Origin of the sequence: Olivibacter sp. CPCC 100613 (assembly GCF_036959255.1) — a bacterium.
In the GTDB taxonomy this organism is placed as follows: Bacteria; Bacteroidota; Bacteroidia; order Sphingobacteriales; family Sphingobacteriaceae; genus Olivibacter.
The window spans coordinates 285,997-303,027 of record NZ_JAWMTI010000006.1 but is presented as its reverse complement, the minus strand read 5'-3'; the positions used below and the strand labels follow the sequence as shown (position 1 = coordinate 303,027).

Annotated in this window: 14 protein-coding genes; 11 read left to right on the top strand and 3 right to left on the bottom strand. The window is 42.1% G+C overall.

From position 1 onward, the window contains the following. The first annotated feature begins 6 nt into the window (after positions 1–6). Entirely contained in the window at positions 7–1,398 is a 1,392-nt protein-coding gene (locus RYH73_RS19400; RefSeq protein WP_335315133.1) for a RagB/SusD family nutrient uptake outer membrane protein, read from the top strand. Between the two features lie 2 nt (positions 1,399–1,400). Then, complete coding sequence (locus RYH73_RS19395) at positions 1,401–2,888, top strand: TlpA family protein disulfide reductase (protein ID WP_335315132.1); 1,488 nt, start codon at positions 1,401–1,403, stop codon at positions 2,886–2,888. Between the two features lie 60 nt (positions 2,889–2,948). Here the strand turns inward: RYH73_RS19395 and RYH73_RS19390 are convergent, their stop codons facing one another. From RYH73_RS19390 to RYH73_RS19380, 3 genes are all read right to left on the bottom strand, one after another. Beyond that, on the bottom strand, positions 2,949–3,281 hold the full coding sequence (locus tag RYH73_RS19390; RefSeq protein ID WP_335315131.1) for a hypothetical protein: 333 nt from the start codon (positions 3,279–3,281) through the stop codon (positions 2,949–2,951). A 416-nt stretch (positions 3,282–3,697) separates the two neighbouring features. Next, on the bottom strand, positions 3,698–4,705 hold the full coding sequence (locus RYH73_RS19385) for a helix-turn-helix transcriptional regulator (RefSeq protein WP_335315130.1): 1,008 nt from the start codon (positions 4,703–4,705) through the stop codon (positions 3,698–3,700). Positions 4,706–4,807: 102 nt separating this feature from the next. Next, positions 4,808–5,197, bottom strand: a complete 390-nt coding sequence (locus RYH73_RS19380) for a hypothetical protein (RefSeq protein ID WP_335315129.1) — start codon at positions 5,195–5,197, stop codon at positions 4,808–4,810. 209 nt (positions 5,198–5,406) lie between these two features. On the opposite strand from RYH73_RS19380, the gene RYH73_RS19375 reads away from it, so the two are divergent. From RYH73_RS19375 to RYH73_RS19335, 9 genes are all read left to right on the top strand, one after another. Beyond that, positions 5,407–6,276 (top strand): hypothetical protein, encoded by an 870-nt coding sequence (locus tag RYH73_RS19375; protein WP_335315128.1) that lies wholly within the window; start codon positions 5,407–5,409, stop codon positions 6,274–6,276. A gap of 179 nt (positions 6,277–6,455) precedes the next feature. Continuing rightward, positions 6,456–6,746: a hypothetical protein gene (locus RYH73_RS19370; protein ID WP_335315127.1), complete on the top strand. Its 291-nt coding sequence runs from the start codon at positions 6,456–6,458 to the stop codon at positions 6,744–6,746. 383 nt (positions 6,747–7,129) lie between these two features. Beyond that, entirely contained in the window at positions 7,130–7,771 is a 642-nt protein-coding gene (locus RYH73_RS19365; protein ID WP_335315126.1) for a DUF6266 family protein, read from the top strand. 49 nt (positions 7,772–7,820) lie between these two features. After that, complete coding sequence (locus RYH73_RS19360; RefSeq protein ID WP_335315125.1) at positions 7,821–8,453, top strand: DUF6266 family protein; 633 nt, start codon at positions 7,821–7,823, stop codon at positions 8,451–8,453. Positions 8,454–8,638: 185 nt separating this feature from the next. Continuing rightward, on the top strand, positions 8,639–9,070 hold the full coding sequence (locus tag RYH73_RS19355) for a DUF5675 family protein (RefSeq protein ID WP_335315124.1): 432 nt from the start codon (positions 8,639–8,641) through the stop codon (positions 9,068–9,070). Positions 9,071–9,271: 201 nt separating this feature from the next. After that, the gene (locus tag RYH73_RS19350) at positions 9,272–9,487 is read left to right on the top strand and encodes a hypothetical protein (RefSeq protein ID WP_335315123.1); all 216 of its coding nucleotides are present in this window, start codon (positions 9,272–9,274) and stop codon (positions 9,485–9,487) included. 607 nt (positions 9,488–10,094) lie between these two features. After that, positions 10,095–13,190 (top strand): SusC/RagA family TonB-linked outer membrane protein, encoded by a 3,096-nt coding sequence (locus RYH73_RS19345; RefSeq protein ID WP_335315122.1) that lies wholly within the window; start codon positions 10,095–10,097, stop codon positions 13,188–13,190. 17 nt (positions 13,191–13,207) lie between these two features. Further along, on the top strand, positions 13,208–14,674 hold the full coding sequence (locus RYH73_RS19340) for a RagB/SusD family nutrient uptake outer membrane protein (protein WP_335315121.1): 1,467 nt from the start codon (positions 13,208–13,210) through the stop codon (positions 14,672–14,674). A gap of 36 nt (positions 14,675–14,710) precedes the next feature. Further along, entirely contained in the window at positions 14,711–16,369 is a 1,659-nt protein-coding gene (locus tag RYH73_RS19335) for a sulfatase family protein (protein ID WP_335315120.1), read from the top strand. Positions 16,370–17,031: the final 662 nt, after the last annotated feature.

The following is a 17,031-nucleotide window of genomic DNA, read 5'->3' as shown; positions in this document are numbered from 1 at the left end:
AACAATATGAAGTATACAAAAATAGCGAAACGCTTGCTGCTCATCCTGTGTTTTCCGGTATTTATAGGTTGTGGTAGACAGGAAGATTGGCTGGATATTAAAAATAGTAAAGGTGACGTACTACCCGAAACACTGGCCGACTTCCAGCATCTGCTGAATAACGGGACGGGACTTACAAGCCGGTATTCCACGGCCGGATTGGCAATGTCCGATAACCTCTTTTTGAATGAAGCTGAATACCTCAGCATGTCCCAACTGGAAAGGAATTTATATACATGGAACCGGGAGATCTGGGACAGCGGTGTTTCTTCCGACTGGAACTTCCTGTATGCAAAGATTGAAATAGCGAATCTGGCGCTTGAAGGTTTAAAGAAAATTGATGAAAGTGAATCCGGATATGCCAATATCAAGGGCCAGGCTCTTTTCTTCCGGTCTTTGTCTTACTACTTTCTGGTCAATCTCTTCTGCACGGCATATGATGATAATGCTGCGCAGCAGGCGCTTGGCCTGCCGCTCCGTACCGACCCGGACGTAAATGTAGTTTACCGACGGGCATCGTTACGGGAAACTTTCGACTTCATGATCCACGATGCAGAATTGGCGGTCGAACTACTGGATCGCCAATCTCCTTACACCACAAGGCCTTCTAAACAGGCGGCATTCGCGCTTCTGGCAAAAGTTTATCTGCTGATGGGCGATTACCGGCAGAGTCTCCATTATGGAGAACTTGCACTTGAAGGAAATACAGGTTTACTCGATTTTAACGATGAAACCAAAGTTAATCTGGAGGATACCTACCGCTTCCCGGCGCTCGGAATTGGCAATCCGGAAATCATTTACTATGCCGAGTCGGCCTTATACCTATCGGTAATGCCGGCTCCGCCTTATAACGGCTCCGTTACTGAACAACTTTATCGTTCTTACCATGATAACGATCTGAGGAAGTCTGTATTTTATTTAGATGTAAACGGCAATCATAAGTTTATCGGCACTTATACAGGAAGCCAAACTAACTTCTGCGGTATAGCATTGAACGAAATCTACTTTATACTGGCAGAATCCTACAACCGCCTCGGCGACGATTCAAAGGCGAGGCACTTCCTGAATGAAATTTTAATGAAACGTTATAAGACCGGAACCTATCTGGTGGACGATGAATCTCAGAAGGATGCGCTTTTAACACTTATTCTGAATGAACGCCGTAAAGAACTGCCTTTTACAGCTAATATAAGATGGGAGGACCTCCGGCGGTTGAATAAAGAAGCAGATCGTCAGAGTGGCATTGAACGTGTAATCGATGGCGTCACGTATTCATTATTGCCCAATGAAAATCGATATGTGCTGCCCATACCCGAACAGGAAATACAGATCAGTAATATCACCCAAAATCAACGATAAAAATGAAATGGTTTTATAATAGTCGGATTGCTATAACAATCCTGTTTTCGAGCTTTTTTTTAATGTGCAAAGCCGCTTCGGGCACTGTTGTTGACAGGTATGGTTTTACAGTCCATGTCCGTCTTTTGAACAACGTTCCGGGCGATACCGTATTTTTGCTGTTGGGGAACGAAATATTTTGGTCTCCGATATGGAACGATGCCAATGAAAAGATCGGTATTGCGGATGCCGGGGGAGAAGTGCATTTTCAGCTGGGTAGGGTGGAAGCGGCAGGTTTTTTTACACTTTTTAAGAATAAGGTCAGTAAAAATTCAAAGGGGGCTATGAATCGAAGGAAACCGGTGACACGTCCCCAATTTTGGGAAGCAGGGGACAGTATCACGTTAACGATTGTAAATAAGGAGACTGCCGCAGGCACAAATAGCATCATCCGTTGTACCGGACGAGGTGCTGAAAAATATAATGCACGGTTTGAGCTGCTCGACAATCCGGATCAGAAGGCACGTTTGACAGACTTTCAGGACGAAAATCTATTGATAAAATGGGCAAAATTAGCGGAAAGCAAAATGCAAATGTTGCAAGGATGGGAGAGGCAAATGAGTAAGCTCAGTTACGAAGTGTTGAAAGCGGATATTCTGTACCATTTAAAGTATCTTTTAATCAAGCAACCACAGAAAATCTTTGAAGATGCAAAAGGGTATGCGATAAATAGAAATGTACAGTCTTATTTGCAGGCATTTGATGATGAAAAGGTGTATGGTTTAAGTGACAGCGCATTGGCTCTGTCAACGCAGTTTCTTTATTTTCGAAATGCTATATATCGAAGCAAGGCTACTAAGCTTTCAGAAGGATACGATATAGATAGCTTGTTTTACTATATTTTAAACGAGCCGATCCAAAAAGTAAGGGACCGATTGTTAGCCTCTTTCTTTTTAAAAGAGAAGCTTCCACAGCAAACAGCTGATGAATGGTTTGCTACCGCTTTAGCGACCATGAAAGATGAACAGCTCAGATCGGTTGTTAATAAAGCCTATGTGTTTAAAAATGAAATGACCGGGAAGTTACTGCCTGACGATACATTATTGGATAAAGACCGATTGCCAGTATCTTTAGCTTCGTTAAAAGGTAAGGTTTTAGTCGTTGATTTTTGGAATACGGGCTGCGGCGCCTGCGCAAAACTTTATGCCGATGTTTTAAAGGTGATTAAGGACAGGATGAAAGCACGGGAGGATATCTTATTTATTTCGATCGCTGTCGATAAAAAATTCAATGTCTGGAATGAAAGTGTGGTAAGCGGCAAATACACCTCCGCGGATGCCCTGAATTTATACACCGGTGAACCGGGAGCGAAACATCCTCTTGTTAAAAACTTGAAGGTAACGAGTTATCCCACGCTTTTAGTGGTTGATAAAAACAATAAAGTGCTCCAATATAATACAAGTAATTTATATAATGTAGAGGAGCTAACGAAGCTTTTAGATGAGATTTAATTCTAGAAACGGCCGGGGATTTTCCCACAATACCCTTGATAAAGCCCGGCCGTTACCGGATTACGGCTGTGTCGTTCTCCATCCGATGATTTCAATATCATCCTCTTGGTTATCCACTGTTTCTTTTGCTATCGTAGAACCCAGATTGGGATCAGGGGATGTAAATCTACAGGGATGCTCCTGAACGGTTTCCAAACATGGCGTACCGGAAGGACTTTGAGAAATCACATACTCATCCGGATTGGACGGATTGGTACTTTGCACATAGTAAGTAGTTGCTCTTTTTACCGGGACAGGTTTTTCCTTTGCATTTAAACTTAGGTATAAGAACAACGCCAAAATAGATCCGAAAAATGCTGCGACAAGTAGTCGCGCGTTAAATATACGTGTCATGGGCATATATGCATTTAAGGGAAATGCTACCTTTAAGTTTATATTACATTTGTTTTAGAATCGGGGCATCTTCAGGTCCGCCAAACCTTTCTCGCCGTTTGCTGCAAACAGGGGCTGAAATTTTGTAACAGGTACCGGCCAGCCCGGAAATACCGCGAATTTTTTACTGTGGATGCTTAGTTGGTTTTTCATTTTAATAAATTGTTTTAGAAAGGTGATGAAGCTATCAGATTTTTCATTAGTGTATGTTTTTAAACGGCATTCAAGATGGCCGAAGCCGTTTATTCATCCCTATGGTTTTGAATATATTATGATGGTTTCATGATGAATAGTATTGTTTCCCGAAAGCAAAATTAATAGGTATGCACAACGCGCAGTTAGCGTTTTGTGGCAATTGATGTTGTATCTTTTGGTCATTACGATGTTTTGAGATTATTCAGGCGGTAAGTTGAGGGAGAAGTGCCATAATACCGCTTAAACCGTTGGTCGAAGGAGGTATTTATGGTATAGCCAAGGAAATAAGCAATTTCTTTAATGGGCATATCTGTATTGATCAGGAAATCGGCTGCCTGTTCCATCCGCTTATGTTGGATGAATTCTCCTAAACTGTAACCATAGGTTTGATAATGCTGACGCCGTAGACTCCGATAGTTCACTTTAAAAAATGCAGCTATATCCGCTACCGAAATAAGGTTTCCTTTTGGTATCTGCTCGGTTATATAATTTCTAATATGCGAGAGCAGGTCATTTTCCGTGGATGCCGATGTACTATTTCTTTTAAGGTCTTCCTGGCTCAAATCCAATAGGCTAAAGCAATGCTCATAAATGAGAATATCATAATGGAAGCGTTTGACTTTGGGTAAAGTGAAAAGGCTAAGAAGCAACTTGTAAACTTTATCGTGAAGCGGGCAAAACTGATTGTGCTGCGCTTCCTGCCGTTGTGCCCGTTGGCTATCGAGGAGGTGGTTGAAACCTTCCATGGCACGTCGTCCCTGCCGTTGAAGCCAATTCGGTTTGATAACAAAATAAAACAGCCGGTGCTTCCCTTTATCAAAGCGGGTAATGTATTGGCCTTCGGGTACGTAAATCTGCGTGTAGCTGGTTCCCTCTGTTTTCAACACGATCTGCCGTGTTTGGTCCGCCAGGTGAATACGGTAATTGCCATGTAATTGATAAAGCCAATATAGATCAGAGAGCCCACAACTTATCGGCACCTCTATGGGGCTATCGGCATGTATATCGGCCAGGCAGATGAAGGCATCAGGTGCATCGTAATACTGTTCGATCAGGGAAAATTTGTCGCTTTGCCAATAATTTACTTCAGCCATCACCAAGCGGTGCATGGCATTTGCCGGTAAGCGCTCACTATACAGTAGATGGCCATTATTATCGGTAGGTAAACCTATATAAACAGGTTTTATCATTTCTGGTCTGTTGTTTATTACCCGACTGCCAGCGGGAGCTCAAACCGAAGGCAGCTAGGTAATGTTTTGTTCTAATGGTGTAGGGTAATTATTTGAACACTGCTAATGGCTAGGATAACTAATTTGTATGAGCAATGTTTTTGTAAACTGACGTCCACCGGCTAAGGAATAAATATCCTTGTTAGTGTAAGAAAATTGAAGCAATTTACCTCGGTCATCTCCATCTTTTGGCCTGTCTTCTTTCAGTAAGGCAACAGGCTCCCTATCATCCAGATGATCACTCACTTCAATGGCCATGGAGCTCAGAAAAGCACTGTCCATCCGTGCCAGATAGGTTGACTGACTTTCAGTGAAATCGAAATGTGCGGTTAACCACTTACTTGGATTACTCTCAAAATCAATCATTTCATTGTTTAATGCCTCGTCTGATAAGGCGTAAAGATTGCTGATTAAGGTGCTAACACCCAGTGAATTAAATGGTACTTTTTCCATAATCGTTAAATTTAAGTTTGATATAAAAAAATAATTTTTGTTTATTCGTCTCAAAACTATGTTTCTCATCGGGGCATGTAAAGGGCTGCAAAAGCAAAAAAAGGCGAAATGCAATCTTTTTCAGGCGAAATGCATCGTTTTAACCAAGGGTTCTTGATACCCTTACCTAGATTTCATTAACTATTACAATAATTAAAGGCTTGTTAATTATGAGACTTAAACCGAATTTGGGACGGTTAAGGTATTATTTTTTACGCTACATCCGTATCATCGTTGCTTTTCCCGCCGGCCACTTTATTTTAGTGAATCATCAAACCAAATCGGTTTGGGTAATTATGGGACAAACAAATTATTGGATAGGCTTGGCGTTTAGTGTATCTGTGGCTTATGGGGTGCTTACTTACGTGCATCGTATCACTAATTTACTGGATCAAAGACTTCCATGGGAGGATAGTTGGTTTAAAAGATTGGAGCTTCAATTCTTTTTGGGTGTTGTAGTACCTATTGTTTTTGTATATGGCTCGGTGCGATTTTTCTTTTATTGCTTCACAGGGGATTTTGAAGCGAGCGGATATATGGAAAGGGAATTTATTGAGGTTAGGTGGATGATTCCTTTTCTAAATCTCTTTCATTTTGCCTGGTATTTTGCGACATCAGATAAGAAGTTACGGGTTATACACGAAGAAGCAACGTCTACGAAGGAAGAGCAGCTGCTTATTCGTATGGATGAGATGAGCATAGAAGTGCCGATACGGCATTTGGTAGCTTTCGTAAAGCTGGAAATAGGAGGTATTCTCTATTTATTGAATGGTGAGCAGCACAGTCTGGACATGAAGGTGACTGATTTGCAGGCTTACTTGCCTCGAGAAACTTGTGTGCAGATCAATCGGTGGACACTGGTGGCCATAAGTCATATTATAGATTATCGGAGCGATCATATCGTTATTATGCGCAATGATATACAAAACCTAATTCGCAAAGCACATCAGGATGGTGAACGAAGCGGAGACCGGTACGTTCAGGTTGGAAGACATTATCGTAAGGTCTTCGGTAAGTATGTTAAACTGGAAAAAGCTTAAACGACTGTTCACTTTGTTCAGTTCATCACATGTCTGCCTTGTGGCCTATTATTTTGATATTTTTATTAGTTAAATTATTGTTGAATATGCTTTATCAGAGGTATGGGATCGTAATCAAAGTGGTGTAGGGTTGACGATTTATTGCCGAGCTTATCTGATAAGCAGCCAAGCACCACATTATGAAACATTATCTTAAATCTATTAAAGACTTATTGGAGATCATCCTTTCCATTATTAAAACGTATATTGAAGAAAACCATAAAAGCCTATCGGAAACCTCGGAAGAGGAACACCTTTTTAATCGAAAGCAAGCCGCGGATTATTTACTGGTACATCCTAAAACGATCACTAATTGGCGCAATAGGAAACTCTTATCAGCCATTACAAAAGATCGAAAGGCGCCGCTTTATCGTCAATCGGATTTGGATCGTTGCTTTGAATGGTATTGGGGAAGACGTAAAGATCGCTAGCCCAATGCTCGTACCAGCCTCATGCCCTGTTCGTCTGGAATCGGACATACAAGGTATCAAAAGGGGATCACGTGGGAGTTTTCAGGGATGGCGGTCGGATTAAAGTCCTGTTTGATTCCTGATTGATCCTTTTAAAGAGAGCGGCCAAACGAATCTGAACACTATTGAACCTATTGATTTATTACATTGCTGTTAATCTAATTACAAAAAAAGGGAACATAAGGAGAATTTACGTTCCCTTTTTTTCTTTTTAGGGGAACATGGTGGGAATGAATACTTTATGCTGTTGTTCCGCCCTTCGAGGCTTTCTACTTTTGTCCTGTCAGCAAAGCGTACCGGTACTGAACGCTGATGAATGAAATGTTTAATTAAAATGTAAAAACATGGCAAAATTTATCAATGGTGCCAATGGTACCTTTTCGGGCAAAGTTGGTAGTGTTATCGGTAGTAGTTGGCGAGGGATCAATTACCTTCGCGGATTAGGCAAAAAATCCAAAATTCCGGCAACTGAGCTGCAGCGTTTACAGCGCGATCGTTTTTCCACGCTGGTGAAATTTATCGCACCGCTTAAAGAACTCTTGGATAAGGGCTTTGCCGGGCGCAATCTCAAACTGGCGACGGCCTTTAGCTATGCGGTAAAGCATAACATGGACATGGGGGCGGTGACACTTACGGCGCCGATTGAGCTTAATTATCCGGCGATCCAGTTGAGCGACGGTGGACTGTTCCGCCCTCGTGGCGTGACGACGGACGTGTCAGTCGATACCTTGACTGTCAGTTGGAATGCCAACGAGTATGAATTTAATGGCAAAGCAGACGATGTTGCTCACGTGTTGGTTTATAATGTAAACCAGGACCTTTTCTTTACACCGGATGCGCCAGCCGATCGCCAAGCTGGTGTGGCAATGGCTTCATTGGAGGATATGGAAACAGGTGACGTGGGGCATATTTGGATGTTCTTTACCAGCTTGGATGGCAAGAAAATTTCACGTACCACTTATGTCGGCTCAATTAACTTCCTTTAATTTTTAACCCTGCGGGCGACAATCTGTCGCCCGCATAATCCCTCTTGTTATGGCAATTATGAAGGGCGGTCGTTTGTATGGCCGCGTAGGAGATCAATTGTTCTATGTTCGCAACGGCGTGCAGTGTGTACGGTCGGTAAAGAAGAAAGCGAGAAGTAATAAACCGATCAGCGATATAAGGGCGAAGCAGGTAGCCCGCATGAAAGCAGCTATGAGATTCCTGGTTCCGTTAAAATCGATTATTTATAATACGTGTCGGCCTTACAATGAGCGGATGACAGGGATGAACCGGGCAGTACAACAAGTGATCAGGGAAGCGTTGGTTAACTCGGAAGGTGGTCCTTATGTGGATCCTACCAAAGTAAAAGTAAGTAGAGGTAGGTCGGGCGATCTGTACCTCGAGACTGTTCAACTGGTTAATAGCCATTTGAAGCTGCAATGGGCAGACAATTTTCGGTTTTCAAACCATCAGCAACTATTTCTGGTGGCCTATAATGTAGAACAGGAACTCGTGCAATTGAGCGAAGGGCATCCTTTAGGTGATAAGCAACTGGAGGTAGCATTACAGGATGCTATTTTAGATGGCACATTCCACCTTTATTACTACCTGTCCGATCGCCTAAGTAAAACCTATTCGGAGAGCAGATATGTAGGCGCGTTTTCTGGTTTAGTGGAGTCGTAGAGTCGTTGCGTAGCAACGTTGTTAAGTAGGGAATTATTCCTTCGTGTTCACTTTAAAGGTATTTATGAGCTCACCACGCTTGGTGAGCTGATGAGCTAATTTGATAATGAGACTTACCTGCCGATAGCCGACCGCTGCTGGCCGAAAACTTAAAGCTAATCCTTAACCCCTAAAAACTAAATAATATGATCAAACTAATAAGAATCGCCGAAGGCATAAACACGACCCTCGGCCAATTATATATCAATGATCTCTTCCAATGTTATATTCTGGAAGATAAGATACGGGATGAGAAAATCCCGGGAGAAACAGCCATTCCGGCGGGGACTTATCAACTGGGCTTGAATAAGCTGGCCGGTATGAATGCGAAATACCAAAGTCGATATAATTCCATGCACAAGGGTATGGTTGAAATCAGAGGGATTCCCAATTTCAGTCTGGTGTTCTTCCATATCGGCAACTACCACACCGACACCCGTGGTTGCCTGTTAACCGGGAGCTACTATCAATTGGTTGATGGAGACTATCGGGTACTGCATTCGGCGGATGCCTATAAAAGGGTGTATCCTTTATTAGCAAAGGCCGCTGCCGCGGGGAGTAGTTTAGTTGTCGAGTAGTTAAGTAGTTTAGTTGTGAGTGATGTATGTAGTTGTGCGTTGCCAGTTGCGCGTGATGAAATCACACGGGGCTCTCGCGCATAGGACAAAAGAACAACAAATAATTTTAATTAAAAAAATAATCATGAAATCATCAGCTTATCACCCTGAGCGGAATCACCGCTTTTAACAATGAACAATTAATAACAAATAACGAAAAATATGAAAACTGAAATAACGGAAAGAATCAAATCACCCACACCGAAGTTCTTTAAAAGAATAAGAACCATCGGTTTAACCTTGGGTGCGGTAGGCGGAGCTTTACTAACAGCTCCGATTACTTTACCGGCAACGGTAGTTACCCTTGCGGGTTACCTCGCAACGGCAGGTATAGTGGCTTCGGCCATCTCTACAGTGGCGAAAGAGGATAATTCTTAAAAGCAGAGGCGCTCGGATATGTAGTGCCGAGCGCGTTCTTTGAGGTAGCGTGCTACTTCGAAAGAAACTAGCACTCATATACTACATTAATATTTGATAGGCGCTAATAAGAAAAAGAGAAATCTCTTTTAGGTCCAAATTAGCATTATAATATTGATACATGACTCTCGTATACATGAACCAAACAATTACAGAACGCAGGCGGCAAGAAACGAATGGATCCAAATCTGTATTCCAAATCTACGGGCTTCTCGAATTGCGAATAAATAATTCGTAAAATATGCATGTTTTATTCATGTTATCTTCTATTCATCTCACTTACTTTTGCTGTGTATTATTTTCTACTAAAACTATAGATTTAATGTATTGTAAAATGACGACAAATATTTTGCCTTTAATCAATCACCTTCTTATTCCATACCATGCTAATCGGCAAACAATAATGTATAAGGCATGCCGTACATGTTGTTCGCCCAAAATGAACTGTTGTTGATTTTTGTCTTTTCATAGAAAATGCCTTACTGCTCTTGGCAGTAAAATACATCAATCCATCCTTATCCTCTTTTCTATTATTAAAATTCAGCTTATCGCTATGATCCATTATTTTATGGCAAACAAATTTTACAGTCGTACCAATTTTATACTACTTTTATATAGTACGGTATTTTTTTTGTTTACTACGCACGCCTATGCTCAACAAATGAAACCATTGGTTAACTCTACGCTTTACGGTGTAGTAAAGGACGCAAAAACGCAAGAAACACTAGCCGGTGCTACTGTATTGATCAAGGGAACTACGCACAAAGCCAGTACAGACGAACAGGGGGGCTTTCAGTTTGTTACGGGGCAAAAATTCCCCTACACCTTAATTGTAAATTACCTTGGTTACCAGACACAAGAATTGGTGGTAAATAAAAGTCCAATAGATATTCTTCTGGAGCCCAACCTCAATCAGCTCGAAGATGTGGTTGTAGTTGGTTACGGTACGCAGAAACGAGCCGATTTAACGGGGTCAGTATCTTCCATTGCCGCAGATGCCATCAAAGAAACTCCGGCGGCGTCTTTTGATCAGGCAATACGTGGACGCGCTTCAGGTGTTCAGGTAACGACTACATCAAATCAGCCAGGAGGGGCTACCAGTATTCGCATTAGAGGCAGTAATTCGGTTAATACCGGAAGCGAGCCACTCTATGTGATTGATGGTTTTCCGGTGTATAACGACAATGATGGCAGTAGTGCAGGCGCGACGGTTGGGCCGGCCACGAATGCACTATCCTTACTAAATCCCGATGATATTGTTTCCATGGAGGTATTAAAGGATGCTTCCGCAGCAGCAATTTATGGTTCGAGGGGCGCAAATGGCGTTGTACTCATCACAACAAAGCAGGGACAAGCGGGCAGAAATAAATTTCAATTTAATGCTTATTATGGCTCGCAAAAAGTGCGTAAAACTCTTGATTTGTTGAATGCAACAGAATTTGCACAATTGGTAAACGATGCGAACGGGCGCGAGGTTTACAGTATAGAGCAGATCGCCTCTTTTGGTGAGGGCACTGACTGGCAGAACGAAATTTTTCGTACTGCACCCATGCAAAATTATCAATTAGGTTCTTCGGGAGGCGATGAAAAAACAAAGTACGCTTTTTCCCTGAATTACTTTAACCAACAAGGAATAATTATCAATTCGAATTTTAAAAGATATGCTGCTCGTTTTAATTTCGAAAAAAAGGCAACTGACAAATTGACTTTTGGTTTGCACCTGACCAGCAGTCGCTCAGATGCAAATCAGGCGTTGAGTGCAACGAACGGTGGCGAGGGAACGATTGGTGTGGTACAATCGGCATTGGCATTTTCTCCGATATTACCGGTATACCAGGCGAACGGTAGTTATGTGTTGGAGAATGATCGGGGCATTCCGATGGGAAATCCCGTAGCCACCGCTCGCGAATTAACAAATCGGACGAGGAGCTACAGAACCCTGGGAAATGTTTTTGCTGAATACGAACTTTTGGATGGTTTACATTTCAAAACTTCTATCGGCGCCGACATTTTGAATAACAAAGAGAATTACTATGCACCAAGGACGACCTTAGCAGGTTACAACGTACAGGGGCTAGGCAGGGTTGGAACTGTTAATGCTTATTCGATTTTGAACGAAAATACGCTCAGCTATCAACACCGTTTCGATGAACATGAGTTAAACTTATTAGCGGGTTTTACCGCCCAGAAATACGAGCGGGAGCTGGTGCTTGCTTCCGCTTCTGGTTTTGTTAATGATCTGTTAGGACCGGATAATCTGGGAGCTGGCTCGCTTATCAATGCTCCTATTACAAATGTGAATAATTGGAGTTTACTTTCATGGATCGGTAGAGCCAATTACGGTTATCAAGATAAGTTATTATTAACCTTAACCGGACGGGTTGACGGTTCTTCTAAATTTGGTATCAATAATCGTTATGGATTTTTTCCCTCGGGAGCATTAGCTTATAAATTAAGTGAGGAGAACTTTATTAAGAATCTACATACTTTCAGTGAACTGAAACTCCGTGCAAGTTATGGGCGTACGGGAAACCAGGAAATCGATAGTTACCAATCCTTGGCACGCTTGGGTTCGATGAGTTATATCATCGGTGATAACGTTGTAAAAGGTTTTTCACCGAGCAATATAGCGAACCCAGATTTAAAGTGGGAGTCTACTTCGCAGTTCGATATAGGTTTAGATGTCGGCTTTTTGCAGGGACGGATTAACTTAACGGCAGATCTATATTATAAAAAGACGAAAGACATGTTGCTCTGGGTCAATGTACCTTGGTCCAGTGGCTTTAGTTCCGCACTGCAAAACATCGGGAGTATGGAGAATAAAGGTTTGGAGTTAGCGCTGCAAGCTAATATTATCGAGGGAGCTTTCAAATGGTCCGCTAATGCAAATATCGCCTTCAACCGAAACAAGGTGTTAGACCTGGGCCCGGTTAGCGAAATATTGACCGGTGAAATCAATGGATATTTAAAACTGAATGATCCGATCGTGATCCGGCCGGGCGAAGCTCTTAATAGCTTTTATGGTTATGTGAGTCAGGGGATTTTTCAATTAAATGACGACATTGCCAATAGTCCTCAACCAAATGCGTTGCCTGGTGACCGAAAATATGTTGATCTCAATGGTGATGGTGTGCTGGATGCACGTGATAGAACTTTTCTGGGTTCCGCACAACCAAAACATTTTGGCGGAATGACGCATCAATTGTCTTATAAGCATTTTGACCTTAGTCTTTTCTTTAATTGGGTGTACGGAAATAAAATTTTAAACAGCACACGAACCGAACTGGATTTACCCACGGGGCAAAAGAATAGTTCAGCAAGGGTAGCGGAGCGCTGGACACCGGAAAATCCCAGTAACAGTATTCCCCGCGCAAATCTGAGCAGAGCCTTTCTCTTTTCGGACGCCCAGTTGGAGAGCGGATCTTATTTACGACTGGGCACTGCGACACTTGGTTATACATTCAGTAAGGATTTATTCAAAAGAAGCGCTATCGAACAGTTGCGTATTTACGTATCGGCGCTCAATCTTTGGACCTGGACAGATTATACCGGCTATGATCCGGAAGTCAATCAGAGCGGGCAAAATAATATTCTTCGGGGTATCGATTCGGATGCTTATCCAAGTGCGAAAACCTGGCTATTTGGTTTGGCAGTGAATTTTTAAAACGAAATAAATATAAGATGAAAACCATAGTATATATTTTAAGCATTGTTAGTGGTCTGTTGATGACCTCTTGTAAGGACTTTTTGGAAGAGGACGCAAGATCGGATATGACGGTCGGTAACTTCTATAAGACCGAAGCAGATGCAGATGCGGCGGTTGTTGCGGCTTACGACTTACTGAACAACCAATGGGATATCTATTACCGAGGTGTTTATTTATTGGCAGAACTACCCACGGATAACGCAACCTGCGGTGTAGGGGTAGCCAATGCAAATATATTTGCCTTGGATGCTTTTACTTTCGGACCGGTAAATGATCGGATAAATGCAGTGTATACGGGGCATTATACCGCTATAAAAAATTCAAATGCAGCAATCGATAACATCCCTGCAATCAGCTTTAATGTGGCAAAGAAAAATCGCCTGTTGGGAGAGGTCCGTTTTATAAGAGCGTTACTGTATTATAACTTGGTACGATTGTTCGGCGATGTGCCGCTGGTGCTGCACCAGGCAACTTCCTTGAACGAAGTGAATATTGCCAGGAGCCCCGCAGAGGAGATATATCAACAAATTGTTGCTGACCTAACTTTTGCTGAGGAGTATTTGGACGAAGCGAACAGCTCGGCAAATAACGGCCGTGCCACTAAGGCATCTGCCAAGGCGCTTCTGGCTTCTGTTTACCTGACAAGGAAGAACTATGCACTTGCGAAAAGTAAAGCAGAGGAAACGTTAAACCTGTCGGGTTATGGACTGGAAGAAAGTTATTTTGATCTTTTTACACCGGAAAATAAGCAGAATCGCGAATTTTTGTTTGCTGTGCAAAATAAAGGCATGACGGGTACCGGTAACGGCTTCGGACTTGCCCTGTTCCTGCCGAGGGCCACAATTCCTTTGCCTGGTGGAGGCACCGTAGCGGGAAATAGCGCAGATGTGCCTACAGAGGAGTTTTACAACAGTTTCCTTCCGGGTGATTTACGACGCAATCGTACTTTTTTTACGGAATATGATGCTGGAGCGGGAAAGGTGACTTTTAAGCCACACTGGTATAAATATTTTGACCCTGCCGCCATCAGCACATTAGGGGAAGGTAATCTTAATTATGCGGTTATTCGTTATGCTGAAGTGTTGCTTATTGCTGCCGAGGCATCGAATGAATTAGAGGGACCCGGCGATGAAGCATATAACGCGATCAACCGGGTACGAAGACGTGCTTACGGTTTACCCGTGGATCGGACGGACCCCGCTGTTGATCTTAGAAACTTAAGCCAATCTCAATTCAGGGAAGCTATATTGGACGAACGTCGATGGGAGTTTGGTTTCGAAGGGATTCGATGGTTTGACTTGGTACGGACCGGGAAATTGCAGGAAGTAATGCAAAAGAAAGGGATACAAGACGTGAAAGATTACCACAATTTATTTCCTTTACCGCAGCGTGAACTGGACGTTAACAAATTATTAACGCAAAATCCGGGATATGCGAATTAACGATTTAGAATGTACAATTCAATAACAAATAAAATTATGGTAAATAAAATTAATCTCTGTTTGCTAGCCTTCGGGATCGCTTTGGTTAGTTGTAATCAACACGCGAAAAAATCGGATGATAGACCAAAAAAGCCAAATATTATATTCATTTTTTCGGACGATCACGCTTACCAAGCGATCGGTGCGTATGGTAGTAAATATGCCCATACACCTAACATCGACCGCATTGCAAGGGAAGGTGCTATCTTTAATAATTTCTTGGTGACAAATTCTATCTGTGGGCCCAGTAGAGCGAATCTACTGACGGGTAAATACAGCCATGAAAATGGTTATTTCGCCAATGAAGGAAAATTCAACGTAGAGCAACAACTGTTTAGTCGTTTACTAAAACAGGCCGACTACCAAACCGCTTGGGTTGGGAAATGGCATTTGGGAACATTGCCCGGTGACGCCTTTGATTATTGGAATATTCTGCCCGGACAAGGACATTATTACAACCCTGATTTTATTAACCAAGCGAATGATACTACACGGATAGAAGGATATGTGACTAATATTATCACAGATTTGGCAACTGACTGGTTGGACGGGCGGGATACGGATAAACCATTTTTCCTTGTGGTGGGAGAGAAGGCAACGCACCGGGAATGGCTACCGGATCTGGAAGACTTGGGGGCTTATGATAGTATTAATTTTCCTCTACCTGAAACCTTTTATGATAACTATGTAGGAAGAAAAGCAGCGGCCGATCAGGATATGACCGTTGAAAAGACAATGCGTTTAAAGGAAGATTTGAAAGTACACATAGACTACGAATTAAATGAAAAAGATCTGCAAAAGCAGAAAGAAGAGATCAAACAAAAATTCTTTGGCAATGAAAAATTGACTTCTGAGCAGGAACAGCAAATTGATGAATACTTGCGCAGAGGGGTTTACCGTCGACTAACAGACGAGCAGCTAAAAAAATTCAGTACTTATTATAATAAGATCTCGAAGGAATTTGACGCGAAAAAACTAAGTGGAAAGGCCCTTGCCGAATGGAAATACCAACGTTATATAAAAGATTATCTCTCCACCGCGAATGCATTGGATCGAAATATAGGAAAACTATTGGCCTATTTGGATGAGAAAGGTCTGGCAGAAAATACCATTGTTATTTACGGGTCGGATCAGGGCTTTTATCTGGGTGAGCACGGCTGGTTTGATAAACGGTTTATCTATCAGGAATCATTAAAAACTCCCTTTGTTATCCGTTATCCAGGCATAGTGAAACCGGGAACGAGGATTGATCAGCATGTGTTGAATATCGATTGGGCACCTACTTTGCTTGAAATTGCAGGTGTGGCGGTTCCAAAAGATATTCAGGGGCAATCTTTTCTGCCTGTATTGCAGGCCAATGGAAAGAACGTGAAAACTCGCGAGGCGAGCTACTATCATTATTATGAATTTCCACAACCTCATCATGTTTCCCCCCACTTTGGACTTACCACAGAACGTTACAAACTGGTTCGCTTTTACAAAGGGCAAAACGCTTGGGAGTTATATGACCTGGAAAAAGACCCACAAGAACTTCATAATATTTATGAGGATAAAGCGTACCGAGCCACGGTTGACGAATTAAAAGGTAAGTTGAAAAAGTTAATTGACCAGTACCAGGATAAAGAAGCCGCTACCGTCTTTTCGCAGCAAATTTGACAAAACATATTTCATACAGATCATGCGCGCATGATCTGTATGCATATGACAAGAAAGATTGATCTACAAATTGCATCGATCCTTAATATGTATAATGTGTTCATCTGCCTTTAAAAGAGACATATTTTTTGCCTATCTGGAAATAAATAATGCACATTCAATGTGTCATCTAATGCTTAATGAAGGTTTAATTGCACCTGTAGTATTTACGTTGGCAGCTTTTTAATTGATTTATTGAATACTTTTTTGCGGCAAAAAATATACTAATATAGTGGACTTTTTTTTGTACTAAAGAATTATAATGAGAATCCGACGGTGCAACCTGGAATCTTGGTGAAGCTTCGGGCACTACTGGAAAGCCTAAAATTACATTTAGCACTATCTCTTCGCAACCGAACTCCCAAAGGGTATCAATCTGTAGTTGAAAATTCATCCCTTGCGAGGTCAATAGCTTACGCAAAAGAAGGTGAAATTATTAGCCTGCTGGACTTTTCTGTTCCTTATAAGTTTCTGGCTTTAGAAGTATAATAGCGTTATTCTGCCACCAATTCGCTTGCTACGTTCGGAGGCCAAATTCTGGCTGAAGGATTATGATAATGTTGCTGGAGAGCTCAATGCCGTTGATGGCTTATGTGGATCAGTGCATTATTGGTGCCGTTGTA